The sequence below is a fragment of the Streptomyces sp. NPDC047453 genome (assembly GCF_040643155.1).
Classification (GTDB): Bacteria; Actinomycetota; Actinomycetes; order Streptomycetales; family Streptomycetaceae; genus Streptomyces.
This window is the reverse complement of the sequence record NZ_JBEYTS010000004.1, coordinates 237,432-253,937: the sequence shown is the minus strand read 5'-3', so window position 1 is coordinate 253,937 and position 16,506 is coordinate 237,432. Positions and strand designations below refer to the sequence as shown.

The following is a 16,506-nucleotide window of genomic DNA, read 5'->3' as shown; positions in this document are numbered from 1 at the left end:
CAAAAGCCTAATGCTCGCCGCGACGGGCGCGTCCGCCGAGCCCGTATCGCGGGCGCCGGGACGGCCGCGCGAGCGATACCGACCCCAGGCCGGCGCGCAGTTTCAGGAAGAGGCCGAGGGGGTCGTCCGACAATCGGTCCCAGGGGAAGGAGGTGGCGTACGGGCCGATCAGGCGCAGCTGCGCGAGGGCGTCCTCGTGGCGTTCGAGCCGCAGCAGGACGCAGGTCAGCAGGTTGCGGATCTCCGCGGGCCAGGTCACGGCCGCCGGGAAGCGGGCGGAGAAGGCGATCGCCCGGTCGGCCGCCGTGTGCAGCCGGGCCCTCGGCACCCGCGGCCCGCAGCCGTCGGTCAGATAGGCGAACGCAGCCCGCGCGGGCAGCGCCTGGACGAGCGAGTCGGCCGGGGCGTCCTGGGCGGCCAGGTCGGCGAAGTCGAAGCACTCGCGGTGCGAGCCGTGCCAGGAGGCGGCCAGATAGCGCAGGGCGGCCACATGGCAGCCGTAGTGGTGCGGGGCGCGGCGGACCGCGGCCTCCCACAGCTCCTCGAAGTACCGGTGCCCGGCGCGGCTGCCGCGCGCGTGGTCCAGCGCGACCCGCCACGGCACCGGATCGCGGTCGTCGGCGCGTGCGGCGGCCGTGATCAGCGGGCTGACCCCGCGCAGCAGCTCGGCCCGCGCGGGCGAGGGCCAGGCGCGGTCGACCGCGAGCTGGGCGGCGACCAGCAGCGCGTCCGGATCGTGCGGGGCGGCGGCCCGCCAGGCGTCCAGCCACTCCGGGCGCGAGCGGGCGATGGCGGCCAGCCGCGTCGCGTACCGGTCGCGTTCCTCCCACCGGGCTCTCTCCCGGGTGCCGGCGAGCAGCGCCGCGGCGGGCCGGTACGCGCCCTGGGCGGCGGCGACCAGCGCCGGGCCGAGAGGTTCGTCCGGTGCGTCGAGGAGGACCTCGTCATCGGAGGGGAGCCCGGCGGCGGTGAGGCCTGCCGCGGGGCCGGGGGCGGTTCTTGTCATCCGGGTGGGGCGGATGAAAGCGGGCAGCGATGCCATGGTGCCGACCATTGAAAGACGCAGGTCGCGGACGCGCCAGGGGGTTCGGGCAAGGCGGGGAAAGTTGTACGGCGGATAGTCAAGGTCAAGTAAAAGGTGACGGTTTCAACAACTGCCGCCCGTCGCCGGCACCCCGATCGCCACGCCCGGTTCCATGAAACCGCCGTACCCGCTCACCGCACTGGCTCCGCCGCGGCAGCGCCTAGCTCCGCCGCAGTAGCCGGGTCGCGCCCGCCGCCACCGTCGTGGCCAGGGTCCAGCCGAGCAGGATCAGTGCCGCGGCGAGCCACTGCCAGCCGCCGCGCAGCTGCCACTCGCCCGCCTGGCCCAGGTCGACGACCGGCAGCAGCAGGTCCAGGGCGAACAGGGCGGGGTTCCACTCCGGGTGGCTGCCGGGGTCGGCCGGGGGCGGGCCCGCGCGCGCGAAGGCGAGCGAGCCGGCCGCCCACAGCACCGCCATCCACACCGCGGCCCGGCCGGGCCGGTATCCGTAGGCCACCGTCCAGTCCTGGAGGTAGCCGACGAGCTTGGCGGCGAGCGGCAGGGTCTCGCGGCGGCGGCGCTGCTTGGCGAGCAGCACCTCGCGCGCGTCCACGTCCTCGCCCGCCTCCCGCAGCACGGCGGCAAGGCGCTCGTACGGTTCCGGGTTGTACTCGGCGGTCGCCGCCGCCGCCCAGTTCAGCCGCTCGGTCAGCGGGAACGGGCCCCGCGGCACCAGGTTCTCGTAGGCGAAGCCGCCCATGTGCAGGCTGCCCGGGGCGGGCCAGCTGCTCGCCCGGTCGACAAGGGTGACGACCCGCGCCCCGGACAGCAGCACCTGCCCGCGCGGCGGACGCTCCCCGAGGAAGCGCAGCTCCGGCGTCTGCACCCGGCGCAGCGACAGCACCTGCTCGTCGGTGAGGGTGAAACGGGCCCGTTCAAGATCGACCGCGTCACCGAACCGCCCGTCGTCCAGGCGCAGCCCGCCCCGGCACTCGAACGGCTGAATCCGCGTCCCGTGCGCGGGCGTCACCCCGCTCAGCGGTCCGCCGACGCCCGCCGGGGTGAGGTACAGGGTGCGCTCCACGGTGAGCTGCGGCGCGTTCAGCGCGAACCGCTCCCGCGGGTTGGCGAGCCGCGCGCCGCGCAGGCTCAGCGACACGCCGATCTTCGCGCTGCGCAGGCTGAACTCGCCGTACGACTCCAGCAGCTCCGCCTGGAGGTCCTGGCCCACCGTCATCCCGTCGGCGGCTATCGAGCGGCCGGCGCGGTCCCGGTGGACGACCGCCTGGTTGAGCAGCAGGTCCGTGCCGATGTGCGCGTCGGTCAGCCGTATCCCGCCGGTGAACCGGCAGCGCGGCAGATGCAGGTCGCCCTCGGTGCGCACACGGGCCGCCTCCAGCCGCGGCACCGCGCAGTCCACCAGCCGCACGGTGGTGAAGTGCGCCTCCGGCAGCAGGACCTCCTGGTCGAACCGGCAGCCGTTCAGCTCCATGTACGGCAGCACCGCGCCCCCGGCGAGGTCCAGGGCGCCCGTGATCCGCAGGCCGTGGAGCTTCAGCGACGACACGCGCCCGGCGAGCGCGGGCGGCCCGTCCAGCAGCAGCCAGCAGACGACGCGTGCCCGCACCGTCCGCTCGGGCCCCCACGGATGCCCGCCGTGCGGATCGTCCACCGCGGCGTCGCCGCTGCGCAGGTCGTACACGCTGCCGTTGCGGAAGGCCTGCCACATTCCCGCCTCGGTGGCGGTCAGGTCGTCGGACAGGTCCCCGGAGTGGACGCCGGCCCGCTCGGCCACGATCCTCCCTCCCTCCCCGGCTACTCGCTGGTTGACTACGCTTCGTACAACCGGTCATGCCCGATCGGTGACGCTCTGAACACGAAACGTGAAGGGGACCTTCCGTGTTCCGTGCCAGCCACTGACACGGCGTTCTGTATCAGCCACTGATACGGACGGACGGTGCCCGCGCGCGGTCTGAGAGAATTGACACCGTGATCTCCCGAATCGATCTGCGCGGCGACGCCCTCCCCGAGGGACCCGCCCTGCGCGACCTGCTGCCCCGAGCCGACTTCGACGTCTCGGTCGCCCTGGAGAAGGTGCGCCCGATCTGCGAGGCCGTGCATCATCGCGGGGACGCGGCGCTGATCGACTTCGCCGAGAAGTTCGACGGTGTACGCCTGGAGTCGGTGCGGGTCCCGGCGCAGGCGCTCCAGGACGCGCTGGAGAAGCTCGACCCGGACGTGCGCGCGGCCCTGGAGGAGTCCGTCCGGCGCGCCCGGCTCGTCCACCGCGAGCAGCGCCGCGCCACGCACACCACCCAGGTGGTGCCCGGCGGCTCGGTGACCGAGAAGTGGGTGCCCGTCGAGCGTGTCGGGCTGTACGCGCCGGGCGGCCGGTCGGTCTACCCGTCCTCCGTGGTCATGAACGTCGTGCCCGCCCAGGAGGCCGGCGTCGAGTCGATCGCGCTCGCCTCGCCGCCCCAGGCCGAGTTCGGCGGGCTGCCGCACCCGACGATCCTCGCCGCCTGCGCCCTGCTCGGCGTCGACGAGGTGTACGCGGCCGGCGGCGCCCAGGCCGTCGCGATGTTCGCCCACGGCACCGAGTCCTGCCCGCCCGCGAACATGGTCACCGGCCCCGGCAACATCTGGGTCGCCGCCGCCAAGCGCTACTTCACCGGCAAGATCGGCATCGACACCGAGGCCGGCCCCACCGAGATCGCGATCCTCGCGGACGCCGGCGCCGACCCGGTGCACGTCGCCTCCGACCTGATCAGCCAGGCCGAGCACGACCCGCTGGCCGCCGCCGTCCTGGTCACCGACTCCGCGGAACTCGCGGACGCGGTCGAGAAGGAGCTGGAGCCGCAGGTCGCGGCGACGAAGCACGTCGAGGACCGGATCCGCCCGGCCCTGTCCGGCAAGCAGTCCGCGATCGTCCTGGTCGACGGCCTCGACGAGGGCCTGAAGGTGGTCGACGCCTACGGCGCCGAGCACCTGGAGATCCAGACGGCCGACGCGGCGGCGGTGGCCGACCGGGTGCGCAACGCCGGAGCGGTCTTCGTCGGCCCCTGGGCGCCGGTCTCGCTCGGCGACTACGCGGCCGGTTCCAACCACGTGCTCCCCACCGGCGGCTGCGCCTGCCACTCCTCGGGCCTGTCCGTCCAGTCCTTCCTGCGCGGCATCCACATCGTGGACTACACCCGGGACGCCCTCGCCGAGGTCGCCCACCACGTGGTGACGCTGGCGGAGGCGGAGGACCTCCCGGCGCACGGCGCGGCGATCAAGGCGAGGTTCGGCTGGAAGGTACCGACGAGCAAGTGAGCGGCAAGTGAGCTTCGGAATCGACGATCTTCCCGTACGGGACGAGCTGCGTGGCAAGTCCCCTTACGGCGCGCCCCAGTTGGACGTCCCCGTACGGCTGAACACGAACGAGAACCCCTACCCGCTGCCCGAGCCGCTGGTCGAGCGGATCGCCCAGCGGGTGCGCGAGGCCGCCCGCAGCCTCAACCGCTATCCCGACCGGGACGCGGTGGAGCTGCGCACCGAGCTCGCCAGGTACCTGACGAGGACGGGCGGCCACCGGGTCGGCGTCGAGAACGTCTGGGCGGCCAACGGCTCCAACGAGGTCATCCAGCAGCTGCTCCAGGCCTTCGGCGGTCCGGGCCGCACGGCGATCGGCTTCGAGCCCTCGTACTCCATGCACGCGCTCATCGCGCGCGGCACGGGCACGGGCTGGATCTCCGGGCCGCGCCGCGAGGACTTCACGATCGACCTCGCCGCCGCCGAGCGGGCGATCGCGGAGCACCGCCCGGACGTCGTCTTCGTCACGACCCCCAACAACCCCACCGGCAACGCGGTGTCGCGGGAGACCGTCCTCGCGCTGTACGAGGCCGCGCAGGCGGCCAGGCCGTCCATGGTGATCGTGGACGAGGCGTACGTCGAGTTCAGCCACGGCGCCTCGCTGCTGCCGCTGCTCGAGGGCCGGCCGCACCTGGTCGTCTCCCGCACCATGTCCAAGGCGTTCGGCGCCGCCGGCCTGCGCCTGGGCTACCTCGCGGCGCACCCGGCGGTCGTGGACGCCGTGCAGCTGGTCCGGCTGCCGTACCACCTCTCGGCGATCACGCAGGCGACGGCGCTGGCCGCCCTGGAGCACACCGACACGCTGCTGGGCTACGTCGAGCAGCTGAAGGCCGAGCGGGACCGGCTGGTCGGCGAACTGCGCGCGATCGGCTACGACGTGATCGAGTCGGACGCCAACTTCATCCAGTTCGGGCGGTTCGAGGACGCCCACACCGCCTGGCGGCGGATCCTGGACCGGGGCGTCCTGGTCCGGGACAACGGCGTACCCGGATGGCTGCGGGTCACCGCGGGAACGCCGAAGGAGAACGACGCGTTCCTCGACGCGGTACGGGAACTGAAGAAGGAACAGGAGCAGAGCGGATGACTCGCGAGGGACGCGTCGGCAGGGTCGAGCGCACCACAAAGGAGACCTCGGTCCTGGTCGAGATCGACCTCGACGGCACCGGCAGGACCGACATCGCCACCGGCGTCGGCTTCTACGACCACATGCTCGACCAGCTCGGCCGGCACGGTCTGTTCGACCTGACCGTGAAGACGGACGGCGATCTGCACATCGACTCCCACCACACCATCGAGGACACCGCCCTCGCGCTGGGCGCCGCCTTCAAGCAGGCGCTCGGCGACAAGGTGGGCATCTACCGCTTCGGCAACTGCACGGTCCCGCTGGACGAGTCGCTCGCCCAGGTCACCGTCGACCTGTCCGGCCGCCCGTACCTCGTGCACACCGAGCCCGAGAACATGGCGCCGATGATCGGCGAGTACGACACCACGATGACCCGCCACATCCTGGAGTCCTTCGTCGCCCAGGCGCAGATCGCGCTGCACGTGCACGTGCCCTACGGGCGCAACGCGCACCACATCGTGGAGTGCCAGTTCAAGGCGCTGGCCCGGGCCCTGCGGTACGCGTCCGAGCGCGACCCGCGCGCGGCCGGCATCATCCCTTCCACGAAGGGCGCGCTGTGACCGGTCTGTCGACCCTGCTGATCGTCGTCGGCCTGTTCCTGCTCGGCGGCATCATCTCCTTCGTCAAGCAGCAGATGCCGAAGAGCCTCATCGTGCTGCTGTCCATCGGCGCGGCGATGTGCCTCGTCGCGGGCGTGATGCGGCTGGAGGTGTGGAATTGAGCACCGGCGCGAAAAGGGTGGTGGTCTTCGACTACGGCTTCGGCAACGTCCGCTCCGCCGAGCGGGCCCTCGCCCGCGCGGGAGCCGACGTCGAGATCACCCGCGACTACGACGCGGCGATGAACGCCGACGGTCTGCTGGTGCCGGGCGTGGGCGCCTTCGCCGCCTGCATGCGGGGCCTGAAGGACGTGCGCGGCGACTGGATCATCGACCGCCGGCTGTCCGGCGGGCGGCCGGTGATGGGCATCTGCGTCGGTATGCAGGTCCTCTTCGCGCGCGGCATCGAGCACGGGGTGGAGGCCGAGGGCCTGGACGAGTGGCCCGGCACGGTCGAGCCGCTCCAGGCCGATGTCGTGCCCCACATGGGCTGGAACACGGTGCAGGCGCCGTCAGGATCGGAGCTGTTCGCCGGCCTGGACGCGGACGCCCGCTTCTACTTCGTGCACTCCTACGCCGTCCACGACTGGCGGTTGGAGACCCACAACCCGGTGCTGAACGTCCCCAGGGTGACCTGGGCGACGCACGGCAAGCCCTTCGTGGCCGCCGTGGAGAACGACGCCCTGTGGGCCACCCAGTTCCACCCCGAGAAGTCCGGCGACGCCGGAGCGCAGCTGCTCACCAACTGGATCGGAACCCTGTAGAGACATGGCCAAGCTCGAACTCCTCCCCGCCGTCGACGTCCGCGACGGCCAGGCCGTGCGCCTCGTGCACGGCGAGTCCGGCACGGAGACCTCGTACGGCTCTCCGCTGGAGGCCGCCCTGGCCTGGCAGCGCGCGGGCGCCGAGTGGCTGCACCTGGTGGATCTGGACGCCGCGTTCGGCACCGGCGACAACCGCGAGCTGATCTCCGAGGTCGCCCGGGCCATGGACATCAAGGTGGAGATGTCCGGCGGTATCCGCGACGACGACACCCTCGCCGCCGCCCTGGCCACCGGCTGCACCCGCGTGAACCTCGGCACCGCCGCCCTGGAGTCCCCCGAGTGGGTCGCGGAGGTCATCGCCCGGCACGGCGACCGGATCGCGGTCGGCCTGGACGTACGGGGCACCACGCTGCGCGGCCGCGGCTGGACCCGCGACGGCGGCGACCTGTACGAGACGCTGGAGCGCCTCGACAAGGAGGGCTGCGCGCGCTACGTCGTCACCGACATCGCCAAGGACGGCACCCTTCAGGGCCCCAACCTGGAGCTGCTGAGGAACGTCTGCGCGGCGACCGACCGCCCGGTGGTGGCGTCGGGCGGTGTCTCCTCGCTCGACGACCTGCGGGCGCTCGCCGGCCTGGTGCCGCTCGGTGTCGAGGGCGCCATCGTCGGGAAGGCCCTGTATGCGAAGGCGTTCACCCTGGAAGAGGCCTTGGAGGCAGTGGCGTCATGACGTCGGAAGCCGTACGGCGCGTGCAGAGCGGAAGTCCTTGGGAAGAGACATTCGGTTACGCGCGCGCCATAGCGGCGGGCGACCGGGTCCTGGTGGCCGGCACGACGGGCTTCAAGGGCCGTGTGCTGTACGGGGAGGGCGATCCGTACGAGCAGGCGAAGGTCGCGTTCACCAGCGCGCTGGAAGCGATCGCCGAGTTCGGACTGGGCCCCGAGTCGGTGGTCCGGACCCGGATGTACCTGACCCATCTGCGGGACGTGGACGAGGTGGGCAGGGCCCACAAGGAACTGTTCGACTCGGTGCGTCCGGTCTCGACCCTGCTGGTGGTCGAGGGCTTCGTGGATCCGCGCATCCTGGTCGAGATCGAGCTAGAGGCATACAGAGGAGCCGTGGATTCATGACCCTGGCGGTCCGAGTCATCCCCTGCCTGGACGTGGACGGCGGCCGGGTGGTCAAGGGCGTCAACTTCCAGAACCTGCGTGACGCCGGCGACCCCGTCGAGATGGCCAAGGTGTACGACGCCGAGGGCGCCGACGAGTTGACGTTCCTGGACATCACCGCGTCCTCGGGCGACCGGGAGACGACGTACGACGTGGTGCGCCGCACCGCCGAGCAGGTGTTCATCCCCCTGACGGTGGGCGGCGGCGTCCGCACCACCGAGGACGTGGACAAGCTGCTGCGGGCGGGCGCGGACAAGGTGGGTGTCAACACGGCCGCGATCGCCCGCCCGGACCTGATCAGGGAGATCGCCGAGCGCTTCGGCCGCCAGGTGCTGGTCCTGTCGGTGGACGCCCGCCGCACTCCCTCCGGGAGCTTCGAGGTGACCACCCACGGCGGCCGCCGGGGCACCGGCATCGACGCGGTGGAGTGGGCGCACCGGGCGGCGGAGCTGGGCGCGGGCGAGATCCTGCTCAACTCGATGGACGCGGACGGCACGAAGGACGGCTACGACCTGGAGATGATCGCGGCCGTCCGCAAGCACGTGACGGTACCGGTGATTGCCTCGGGCGGCGCCGGCAAGCTCGCCGACTTCCCCCCGGCCGTCACAGCCGGCGCGGACGCGGTCCTGGCCGCCTCGGTCTTCCACTTCGGCGACCTGCGCATCGGCCAGGTCAAGGAGGCCCTGCGCGGGGCGGGCCACCCCGTCAGGTAGTCGCGAGGCAGGGCCCCGGCCGGTTCCGGCCGGGGCTTTCTCGTGCGCGGATGCAAAAGAGAAGTTGCGCAAAATGTGTTGTGCAGTTTTTCTTTCGTATCTAGCCTGTCGGCATGGCAGATGCGCAGAACCGCCGGATCACGGACGTGGGCACCCTCAAGGCGCTCGCGCATCCGCTGCGGTTGAAGCTCTACCGGGCGCTGTACCTGGAGCGCGTGGCGACAGCCTCGCGGCTGGCCGACATCGTCGACGAGGCCGTGTCCCTGGTCAGCTACCACCTGCGCAAACTCGCCGAGCACGGGCTGATCGAGGAGGCCGAGGCGCAGAGCGCCGACGGGCGGGAGCGCTGGTGGCGCCCTGCCGCGGAAGTCGTCAGCATCCACGACGAGGACTACCGGGACGCGCCCGAGAGGACGGCCGCGCACACCGCGGCCTCCCGGCTCTTCTACGAGCAGCGCGGCGAGCTGTACCGGCGCCACCTCGACGAGCGGGCCCACTGGAGCCCCGAGTGGAACAGCGCGTCCTTCGATTCCGAGTACCTGGCGCGGCTGACCGCGCCGGAGCTGGCCGATCTCGCCCGCGAAATGAACGCCTTGATCAAGAAGTACGAGGCGAAGGGGCGCGCCGCAGAAGAGGCCGGCGACACCGAAGAACGCGAGCACGTCGCGTTGCACCTGTACGGATTCCCGTTCCGCGTCTGAGAGAGGCCACCCCCGTGACCACCGTCTCCGCGGCATCCGCCGAGGCCCTCGCCGTCGAGCGTCCTGCCCACCGTGACGGCAACGTCCTGCGGTGGCTCGGTGCCTACACCGCCTCGATGGTGGGCGACAACATCTACTATCTCGCCCTGTCCTGGGCGGCCGTCCGTGCCGGGTCGCCCGCGCAGGCCGGAGTGGTGATGGCGGTCAGCGCGCTGCCCAGGGCGCTGCTGATGCTGGGCGGGGGAGTGATCGCCGACCGGCTCGGGCCGCGCAGGGTCGTCATCGGCAGCGACGTCGTGCGGTGCGCGGCCGTGCTCGGCGTGGCGGCGCTGCTGTGGCTCACCAGTCCCGGCCTGTGGCCGCTGGCCGCGCTCGCCCTGGTCTTCGGCGCCGTGGACGCCGTGTTCATGCCCGCCGTGGGCGCCCTGCCCGCGCGCGTGACCAGCCGGGGCCAACTCGCGCGCGTGCAGGGCATGCGCGGGCTGGCGATCCGCTTCGCGAGCGTCGTCGGCGCCCCGCTCGGCGGTCTCGGCGTCGCCCTCGGTGGCGCCGCCGCGGCGTTCGGGTTCGCCGGGCTGCTGATCGCCGTGTCCGTGCCGCTGCTGGTCTCCGTGCGGATGAGGGATCTGCCGCCGGACGACACCGCCGGCGCCGGCGACTCCACCGCCTGGCGTGACCTGGTGGGCGGCCTGCGGTACATCCGCCGCCACCGCGTCCTCGCCCCGCTGATGCTGGCCATCGCCTTGGGCGACCTCGGCTTCGTCGGCCCGCTCAACGTGGGCCTGGCCCTGCTGGCGGACCAGCGCGGCTGGGGCGCCTCCGGCATGGGCTGGGTGCTGGCCGGGTTCAGCACCGGGGCCGGAGCCGCCTCCCTGCTGCTGACCGTCCGGGGCCGGCTGCCCCGCGCGGGAAGCCTGGCCGGCTGCTCGATCTTCGCCGGCTCCGCGGCCATCGGCGCCCTCGCCCACGTACCGAGCGTCCTCGGCGCCGCCGCGGTGGCCGTGCTGGTCGGCCTCCTCACCGGCCTCAGCGGTGCCGTGTGCGGGGCGCTGCTGCAGACCCAGTCCGAACCCGCCTACCTCGGACGGGTCACCGCCGTCGCCGGACTGGTCAGCCTCGGCTTCGCCCCGCTCAGCATGCCGCTGTCCGCCGCCGCGATCGGAGCCTGGGGAACCGGCCCGGTGTTCGTCGCCAGCGCGGTGGTGTGCGCCCTGGGCGGGGTCGTGGCCCTGGCCGCCCCCGCCCTGCGCCGCGCCGAACTGCCCAACTGACCCCGCCGAGGCGGCGCGGCGGGGTTCAGAGCCCCAGCTGCTTCGTCTCCGTCAGCTTCGTGATCGCGTCCTGGTCGCCGACCGTCTCGACCCGGGCCGTGCCCTGCCGGCCGAACGCGAACAGCAGCAGCTCCGACGGCTCGCCCGTCACCGTCACCACCGGCGTGCCCCGGTGCGCGACGGCCGTCCGGCCGTCGGGGCGGCGCAGGACCAGGCCGGTGGGGATGCCCCGGCCCAGCAGCCGCGCGGTGCGCTCCAGCCGGGACCACAGGGTCTCCTGGAAGACCGGGTCGAGCTCGCGCGGCGTCCAGTCGGGCTGGGCGCGGCGCACGTCCTCGGTGTGGACGTAGAACTCGACGGTGTTGGCCGCCTCGTCGATCTGCTTGAGCTGGAAGGGTGAGAAGCGGGGCGGGCCGGTACGGATCAGCTGGATCAGCTCCTCGTACGGCTTGGCCGCGTACTCCTCCATCACTTTCTGGAGGCGGGGCGCCAGCGGCTTGATCAGCACGCCCCCGGCCGCGTCGGGACGCCGCTCGCGCACCACCACGTGCGCCGCCAGATCACGGGTGAGCCACCCCTCGCAGAGGGTGGGCGCCTCGGGACCGGCGGTCTCCAAGAGATCGGCGAGAAGGAGCCGTTCACGCTTGGCAAAGGTCGACATGTGGTCAGCCTACGACCACGTAGCGAGTCCGCCCACCCGTCGACCGAACACGCCGCGGCGCCGAGCCGCCCCGGGGCCCGGTGCCCGGAGGACCCCCGTCGCGCCGCGGCGCCCAGCCAGTGGAACGCCGCCCCGTCCGCCGGTCCCGCGCGGCACAATGGCACCCATGACCAGCACGCCCGGTACGCCCACGCCCAGCAGCCTCGACCAGGAGATCGCCCGCCGCCTCAAGCGCAGCGCCGACGGGCTCCTGCCCGCCATCGCCCAGCAGTACGACACCGGCGAGGTACTGATGCTCGGTTGGATGGACGACGAGGCGCTGCACCGCACGTTGACCACCGGCCGCTGCACCTACTGGTCGCGCAGCCGCCGGGAGTACTGGGTCAAGGGCGACACCTCCGGGCACGTGCAGCACGTCAAGTCCGTCGCCCTGGACTGCGACGCCGACACCGTGCTGGTCAAGGTCGACCAGGTGGGCGCCGCCTGCCACACCGGCGATCGCACCTGCTTCGACGCCGACGTCCTGCTGAAGGACGCCGGTTCCCGCGCGACGGCCGAAGGTCAGTAGGGTCAGCCGCCATGGACCTCGAGACGTTCCGCAAGCTCGCCACCGACCGCCGCGTCATCCCGGTCACCCGCAAGCTCCTCGCCGACGGCGACACCCCGGTCGGGCTCTACCGCAAGCTCGCCGCCGAACGTCCGGGCACCTTCCTGCTGGAGTCCGCGGAAAACGGCCGGTCGTGGTCCCGGTACTCCTTCGTCGGAGTCCGCAGCGACGCCACCCTCACCGAGCGCGGCGGGCAGGCCCACTGGCTCGGCGCCCCGCCCGTCGGCGTCCCCGCCGAGGGCGACCCGCTCGCCGCCCTGCGCACCACCGTCGAGACCCTGCACACCCCCCGCGACCTCGCCCACGACCTGGGCCTGCCGCCCTTCACCGGCGGCATGGTCGGCTACCTCGGCTACGACATCGTGCGCCGCCTGGAGAAGATCGGCCCCGGCGAGCGCGACGACCTGCGGCTGCCCGAGCTGACCATGCTGCTCACCTCCGACCTCGCGGTCCTCGACCACTGGGACGGCACGGTCCTGCTGATCGCCAACGCGATCAACCACAACGACCTGGACACCGGCGTCGACGAGGCCTACGCCGACGCGGTGGCCCGCCTGGACGCCATGGAGGCGGACCTGTCCCGCCCGGTGGTCCAGCCGCCCGCCGCGCTGCCGCCCTCCGAACTGCCCGAGTACACCGCGCTGTGGGGCGGCGAGGACTTCCGGACGGCCGTGGAGGACGTCAAGGAGCGCATCCGCGCGGGCGAGGCCTTCCAGGTCGTCCCCTCGCAGCGCTTCGAAACGCCGTGCACGGCGAGCGCGCTGGACGTCTACCGGGTGCTCAGGGCAACCAACCCGTCGCCGTACATGTACCTGTTCCGGTTCGACGGATTCGATGTCGTCGGGTCCAGCCCGGAAGCCCTGGTGAAGGTCGAGGACGGGCGCGCGATGGTCCACCCCATCGCCGGCACCCGGCCGCGCGGCGCCACCCCGCAGCAGGACCAGGCCCTCGCCGAGGAACTGCTCGCCGACCCCAAGGAGCGCGCCGAGCACCTGATGCTCGTCGACCTCGGGCGCAACGACCTGGGCCGGGTCTGCGAGCCGGGCTCCGTGGAGGTCGTCGACTTCATGTCCGTCGAGCGGTACTCGCACGTCATGCACATCGTCTCCACCGTGACCGGACGCGTCGCGGCGGGCCGCACCGCCTTCGACGTGCTGACCGCCTGCTTCCCGGCCGGTACCCTCTCGGGCGCCCCGAAGCCGCGGGCCATGCAGATCATCGACGAACTCGAGCCGTCCCGGCGGGGGTTGTACGGCGGCTGCGTGGGCTACCTGGACTTCGCCGGCGACTCCGACACCGCCATCGCCATCCGCACCGCCCTGCTGCGTGACGGCACCGCCTACGTCCAGGCGGGTGCCGGAATCGTCGCCGACTCCGACCCGGTGGCCGAGGACACCGAGTGCCGCAACAAGGCGGCGGCCGTCCTGCGGGCGGTGCACACCGCGAACCGGCTGGGTCAGTAGGGCGTTTCTCACGCTCGGCACATGAACCCCGGATGACGCCACGCCCGCGGTCCGAGCGATAGTGGAGTACGTGACTGCCCTACCTCACCCCCGTTCCGAAGCCGCCGCCCCCGCCCGGTCCGGCCGCCGCAGCCTCGCCGTCGCCCTGCTGTGCGGCGCGCTCGGCGCGGCCGTGGCGCTGCTCGCCACCCGGCAGCGCTGGGCGGAGGGCACCGCGACGGTGGCCGGCGGCGCCTTCCCGCTGACCGCCAAGGGCAGCGAGGTCACGGGCGTGCCCGCGGCGCTGGCCATAGTGGGCCTGGCCGCGCTGGTCGCCGTCTTCGCCGTCCGCCGCTCCGGCCGTGTCCTGGTCGCCGTGCTGCTCGCGCTCTCCGGCGCGGGCACGGTCGCCGCCGCCCTGCTCGGCGCCGGCGGCGGCAGCGCCCTCGACGAGAAGGCCGCCCAGGTCTCCGGCGACACCGCCGCGACCGCCGCCGCGCTCAGCCACACCGGCTGGCCCTACGTCGCCGCCGTCGGCGGGGCGCTGCTGCTCCTGGCCGGCCTGCTCGCCCTGCGCTACGGCCGCCTGTGGCCGGCCATGTCCGGCCGCTACGAGCGCTCCGGCGCCCCCCGCTCCCGCGCGACCCGCCCGGTCGACCCCGACCGCCCAGAGGACCTGTGGAAGGCCCTCGACCGGGGCGAGGACCCGACCGGCTCCGGACCCGCCTGACCGCCGCCCGGCCGGGCGCGCTCTCCGCCGTGCCCGGACGGCGGTCGCGAGGTGCCACCCCCGCTCACGTCGTGTGCACGCGTACGGGACAATGGAGCCGAGCGTCCGGCTCAGACAAGAACACAGCAACGAGGAGCAAGTCATGGCGGGCAGCAGCCACGGTCACACCCCGGCCGCCTGGACCGGTGTCATCATCGCCTTCATCGGTTTCTGCGTCGCGGGCGCCTTCATGGTGATGGCTCAGCCGGTCGGCTTCTGGGCCGGCATGGGGATCGTGCTGGCCGGCGGCGTCGTCGGCGGCATCATGCGCATGATGGGCCTCGGCCAGAAGAACGAGCACCCCGTGCACCAGGTCGGCCCGCGCGAGCCGGCCCGCGCCGAGGGCTGAGGTCCGCACGGGGCGGACCCGTACCACCCGACAGCCCAAGGGGCGGCCCGGTGCCGCCCCTCACGCGCGTGTGTGCCCGGTCCGGGGCAGAATGCGAGGCGTGAACCCCGACAGCCGGAGGGTGACGCACGGCCGGACGCCCATACCCCGCCCGCGGCGCACCCAGGAAGCAACCGCCGTCCCCACGCACGCCACGGCCGTGCTCAGACGGCTCGCGGTCCCGGCCGGGGTTCTGACCGCCGTCGCCGGCGCCTTCGCCTACGTCGGGGTCGTGGACCCCAACCAGCCCGGCCACTACCCGGTCTGCCCCCTGCTGCGCTACGCCGGTCTCTACTGCCCCGGCTGCGGCGGGCTGCGCAGCGCCCACGCCTTTGTCCACGGGGACTTCGCGACGGCCCTGCACGACAACGCCCTGGCCGTCGCGGGCTACCTGGTCTTCGCCGTGGTGTGGACGCTGTGGGTCCTGCGCGCCGTGCGCGGGCGGCCGCCGCGCCTCGTACTCGGGACCGCGCACCTGTGGAGCCTCGGTGCCCTGCTGCTGGTGTTCACCGTTGTCCGGAACCTGCCGTTCGGTGGCTGGCTCCATCCTTGATCGGGCCCGGTATGTCCAGGTAGTGGGACCGCCGTCCACCGGATGCGAGGTCGGCGCCCGGCTCCGGATACCATCGCAGTAACCACCGGTTCTGCCCGCCTGATCGGTTCGCGGCGGACCACCGGGGGCCGTTCGACCCGCTGGAACAGTCCACCGTCTGGAAGGGGGCCGCTCGCGTGAGTGTGCTCGACGAGATCATCGACGGAGTCCGTGCCGACCTTTCGGAGCGGCAGGCGCGCGTCAGCCTCGACGAGCTCAAGGAGCGCGCGGCGAAGGCGCCCGCGGCCAAGGACGGGGCCGCCGCGCTGCGCGGCGACGGCGTCAAGGTGATCTGCGAGGTCAAGCGCTCCAGCCCGTCCAAGGGCGCACTGGCCGCGATCGCCGACCCGGCCGGGCTCGCCGCGGACTACGAGGCGGGCGGGGCCTCCGTCATCTCGGTGCTGACCGAGCAGCGCCGCTTCGGCGGTTCGCTGGCCGACCTGGAGGCGGTCCGCGCGCGCGTGGACATCCCGGTCCTGCGCAAGGACTTCATCGTCACCTCCTACCAGCTGTGGGAGGCCCGGGCGTACGGCGCCGACCTCGCGCTGCTGATCGTCGCCGCCCTGGACCAGCCGGCCCTGGAGTCGCTGATCGAGCGCGCGGTGTCCATCGGACTCACCCCCCTTGTCGAGGTCCACGACGAGGAGGAGGTCGAGCGCGCGGTGGCCGCGGGCGCCAAGGTGATCGGCGTCAACGCGCGCAACCTGAAGACGCTCGAGGTCGACCGCGACACCTTCGAGCGGGTGGCCCCGGAGATCCCGGACGATCTCGTCAAGATCGCCGAGTCCGGCGTGCGCGGCCCGCACGACCTCATCGCCTACGCCAACGCCGGCGCCGACGCGGTCCTGGTCGGCGAGTCCCTCGTCACCGGCCGCGACCCGAAGACGGCGGTCGCCGACCTGGTGGCGGCCGGGGCACACCCGGCGCTGCGGCACGGGCGGAGCTGAGCGAGCCGCTCACCCGAGTGGCCGTACGCCGGTAGTGTGTGCCCCGATGACCCTCCCGATCGCCGAACCCTCCCGGGACCCGTACGCCCGCCTCGCGCGCGGCTGCCGGCCCCGTGGCTGCCGCGCGCCCGCACGCCGTGTGCACGGCCGCAGGGTGCGGTACGTCATCGGCGACGAACCGGGCCAGGTCAACGGCATGCGATGGCGTCGCCCGCGTGCGCGCCACCAGCGGTGAGCTGAGCAGCGTCGTCCGGCCCAGGCCGGTCGCCCCGCCTCCGCCGCTCCCGGCCCGTGTCGCCGTACCGCGACCGCGGTCCGCCCGCCGGCCGAGTGGCCCGCCCGCCGACGCCGTGCCCGCACACCCGGAGCACGGCACGCGCAA

General features: G+C 73.1%; 20 protein-coding genes. 17 read left to right on the top strand and 3 right to left on the bottom strand.

Annotation, left to right across the window (positions count from 1 at the left end):
- Positions 1 to 7 precede the first annotated feature (7 nt).
- Together ABZ818_RS06695 and ABZ818_RS06690 are read right to left on the bottom strand one after the other, a co-directional pair.
- Positions 8 to 1,054, bottom strand: coding sequence for a hypothetical protein (locus ABZ818_RS06695; RefSeq protein WP_361411621.1), 1,047 nt, complete (start codon positions 1,052 to 1,054; stop codon positions 8 to 10).
- 190 nt (positions 1,055 to 1,244) lie between these two features.
- Positions 1,245 to 2,819 (bottom strand): oxidoreductase, encoded by a 1,575-nt coding sequence (locus tag ABZ818_RS06690; RefSeq protein WP_361411619.1) that lies wholly within the window; start codon positions 2,817 to 2,819, stop codon positions 1,245 to 1,247.
- 194 nt (positions 2,820 to 3,013) lie between these two features.
- On the opposite strand from ABZ818_RS06690, the gene hisD reads away from it, so the two are divergent.
- From hisD to ABZ818_RS06640, 10 genes are all read left to right on the top strand, one after another.
- Entirely contained in the window at positions 3,014 to 4,339 is a 1,326-nt protein-coding gene (gene hisD / locus ABZ818_RS06685; protein ID WP_361411617.1) for a histidinol dehydrogenase, read from the top strand.
- Positions 4,340 to 4,346: 7 nt separating this feature from the next.
- Positions 4,347 to 5,462, top strand: a complete 1,116-nt coding sequence (locus tag ABZ818_RS06680; protein ID WP_361411615.1) for a histidinol-phosphate transaminase — start codon at positions 4,347 to 4,349, stop codon at positions 5,460 to 5,462.
- Entirely contained in the window at positions 5,459 to 6,061 is a 603-nt protein-coding gene (gene hisB, locus ABZ818_RS06675; RefSeq protein WP_225074245.1) for an imidazoleglycerol-phosphate dehydratase HisB, read from the top strand. The genes ABZ818_RS06680 and hisB overlap by 4 nt, the downstream gene beginning before the upstream one ends.
- Positions 6,058 to 6,222, top strand: a complete 165-nt coding sequence (locus ABZ818_RS06670; RefSeq protein WP_172632997.1) for a hypothetical protein — start codon at positions 6,058 to 6,060, stop codon at positions 6,220 to 6,222. The genes hisB and ABZ818_RS06670 overlap by 4 nt, the downstream gene beginning before the upstream one ends.
- A complete protein-coding gene (hisH, locus tag ABZ818_RS06665) occupies positions 6,219 to 6,863 on the top strand; it encodes an imidazole glycerol phosphate synthase subunit HisH (RefSeq protein ID WP_361411612.1) in 645 nt (214 codons plus the stop codon). The genes ABZ818_RS06670 and hisH overlap by 4 nt, the downstream gene beginning before the upstream one ends.
- Before the next feature lie 4 nt (positions 6,864 to 6,867).
- Positions 6,868 to 7,593 carry a bifunctional 1-(5-phosphoribosyl)-5-((5-phosphoribosylamino)methylideneamino)imidazole-4-carboxamide isomerase/phosphoribosylanthranilate isomerase PriA gene (gene priA / locus ABZ818_RS06660; RefSeq protein WP_361411610.1) on the top strand — a complete coding sequence of 242 codons (726 nt, stop codon included), beginning with the start codon at positions 6,868 to 6,870 and terminating at the stop codon, positions 7,591 to 7,593.
- Positions 7,590 to 7,994, top strand: a complete 405-nt coding sequence (locus tag ABZ818_RS06655) for a RidA family protein (RefSeq protein ID WP_361411608.1) — start codon at positions 7,590 to 7,592, stop codon at positions 7,992 to 7,994. Before priA ends, ABZ818_RS06655 begins: the two co-directional genes overlap by 4 nt.
- On the top strand, positions 7,991 to 8,746 hold the full coding sequence (gene hisF, locus ABZ818_RS06650) for an imidazole glycerol phosphate synthase subunit HisF (protein ID WP_361411606.1): 756 nt from the start codon (positions 7,991 to 7,993) through the stop codon (positions 8,744 to 8,746). The genes ABZ818_RS06655 and hisF overlap by 4 nt, the downstream gene beginning before the upstream one ends.
- Positions 8,747 to 8,859: 113 nt before the next feature.
- Positions 8,860 to 9,447, top strand: coding sequence for a helix-turn-helix domain-containing protein (locus ABZ818_RS06645; protein WP_361411604.1), 588 nt, complete (start codon positions 8,860 to 8,862; stop codon positions 9,445 to 9,447).
- Between the two features lie 14 nt (positions 9,448 to 9,461).
- Positions 9,462 to 10,718 (top strand): MFS transporter, encoded by a 1,257-nt coding sequence (locus ABZ818_RS06640; protein ID WP_361411602.1) that lies wholly within the window; start codon positions 9,462 to 9,464, stop codon positions 10,716 to 10,718.
- A 25-nt stretch (positions 10,719 to 10,743) separates the two neighbouring features.
- Here ABZ818_RS06640 and ABZ818_RS06635 read toward each other — a convergent pair whose 3' ends face one another.
- Positions 10,744 to 11,379: a TIGR03085 family metal-binding protein gene (locus ABZ818_RS06635; RefSeq protein WP_361411600.1), complete on the bottom strand. Its 636-nt coding sequence runs from the start codon at positions 11,377 to 11,379 to the stop codon at positions 10,744 to 10,746.
- A 166-nt stretch (positions 11,380 to 11,545) separates the two neighbouring features.
- Here ABZ818_RS06635 and hisI point away from each other — a divergent pair, with 166 nt between their 5' ends.
- The 7 genes from hisI (at position 11,546) to ABZ818_RS06600 (ending at position 16,359) form a co-directional block, all read left to right on the top strand.
- Complete coding sequence (gene hisI, locus ABZ818_RS06630; RefSeq protein WP_361411598.1) at positions 11,546 to 11,947, top strand: phosphoribosyl-AMP cyclohydrolase; 402 nt, start codon at positions 11,546 to 11,548, stop codon at positions 11,945 to 11,947.
- Positions 11,948 to 11,958: 11 nt separating this feature from the next.
- On the top strand, positions 11,959 to 13,449 hold the full coding sequence (locus ABZ818_RS06625) for an anthranilate synthase component I (RefSeq protein WP_361411596.1): 1,491 nt from the start codon (positions 11,959 to 11,961) through the stop codon (positions 13,447 to 13,449).
- A 61-nt stretch (positions 13,450 to 13,510) separates the two neighbouring features.
- The gene (locus tag ABZ818_RS06620; protein ID WP_361411594.1) at positions 13,511 to 14,158 is read left to right on the top strand and encodes a TIGR02234 family membrane protein; all 648 of its coding nucleotides are present in this window, start codon (positions 13,511 to 13,513) and stop codon (positions 14,156 to 14,158) included.
- A gap of 142 nt (positions 14,159 to 14,300) precedes the next feature.
- A complete protein-coding gene (locus ABZ818_RS06615; protein WP_361411592.1) occupies positions 14,301 to 14,546 on the top strand; it encodes an HGxxPAAW family protein in 246 nt (81 codons plus the stop codon).
- 91 nt (positions 14,547 to 14,637) lie between these two features.
- Entirely contained in the window at positions 14,638 to 15,138 is a 501-nt protein-coding gene (locus tag ABZ818_RS06610; protein ID WP_361411590.1) for a DUF2752 domain-containing protein, read from the top strand.
- 176 nt (positions 15,139 to 15,314) lie between these two features.
- Positions 15,315 to 16,124 carry an indole-3-glycerol phosphate synthase TrpC gene (gene trpC, locus ABZ818_RS06605; protein WP_361411588.1) on the top strand — a complete coding sequence of 270 codons (810 nt, stop codon included), beginning with the start codon at positions 15,315 to 15,317 and terminating at the stop codon, positions 16,122 to 16,124.
- A gap of 46 nt (positions 16,125 to 16,170) precedes the next feature.
- A complete protein-coding gene (locus tag ABZ818_RS06600; RefSeq protein ID WP_361411586.1) occupies positions 16,171 to 16,359 on the top strand; it encodes a hypothetical protein in 189 nt (62 codons plus the stop codon).
- Positions 16,360 to 16,506: the final 147 nt, after the last annotated feature.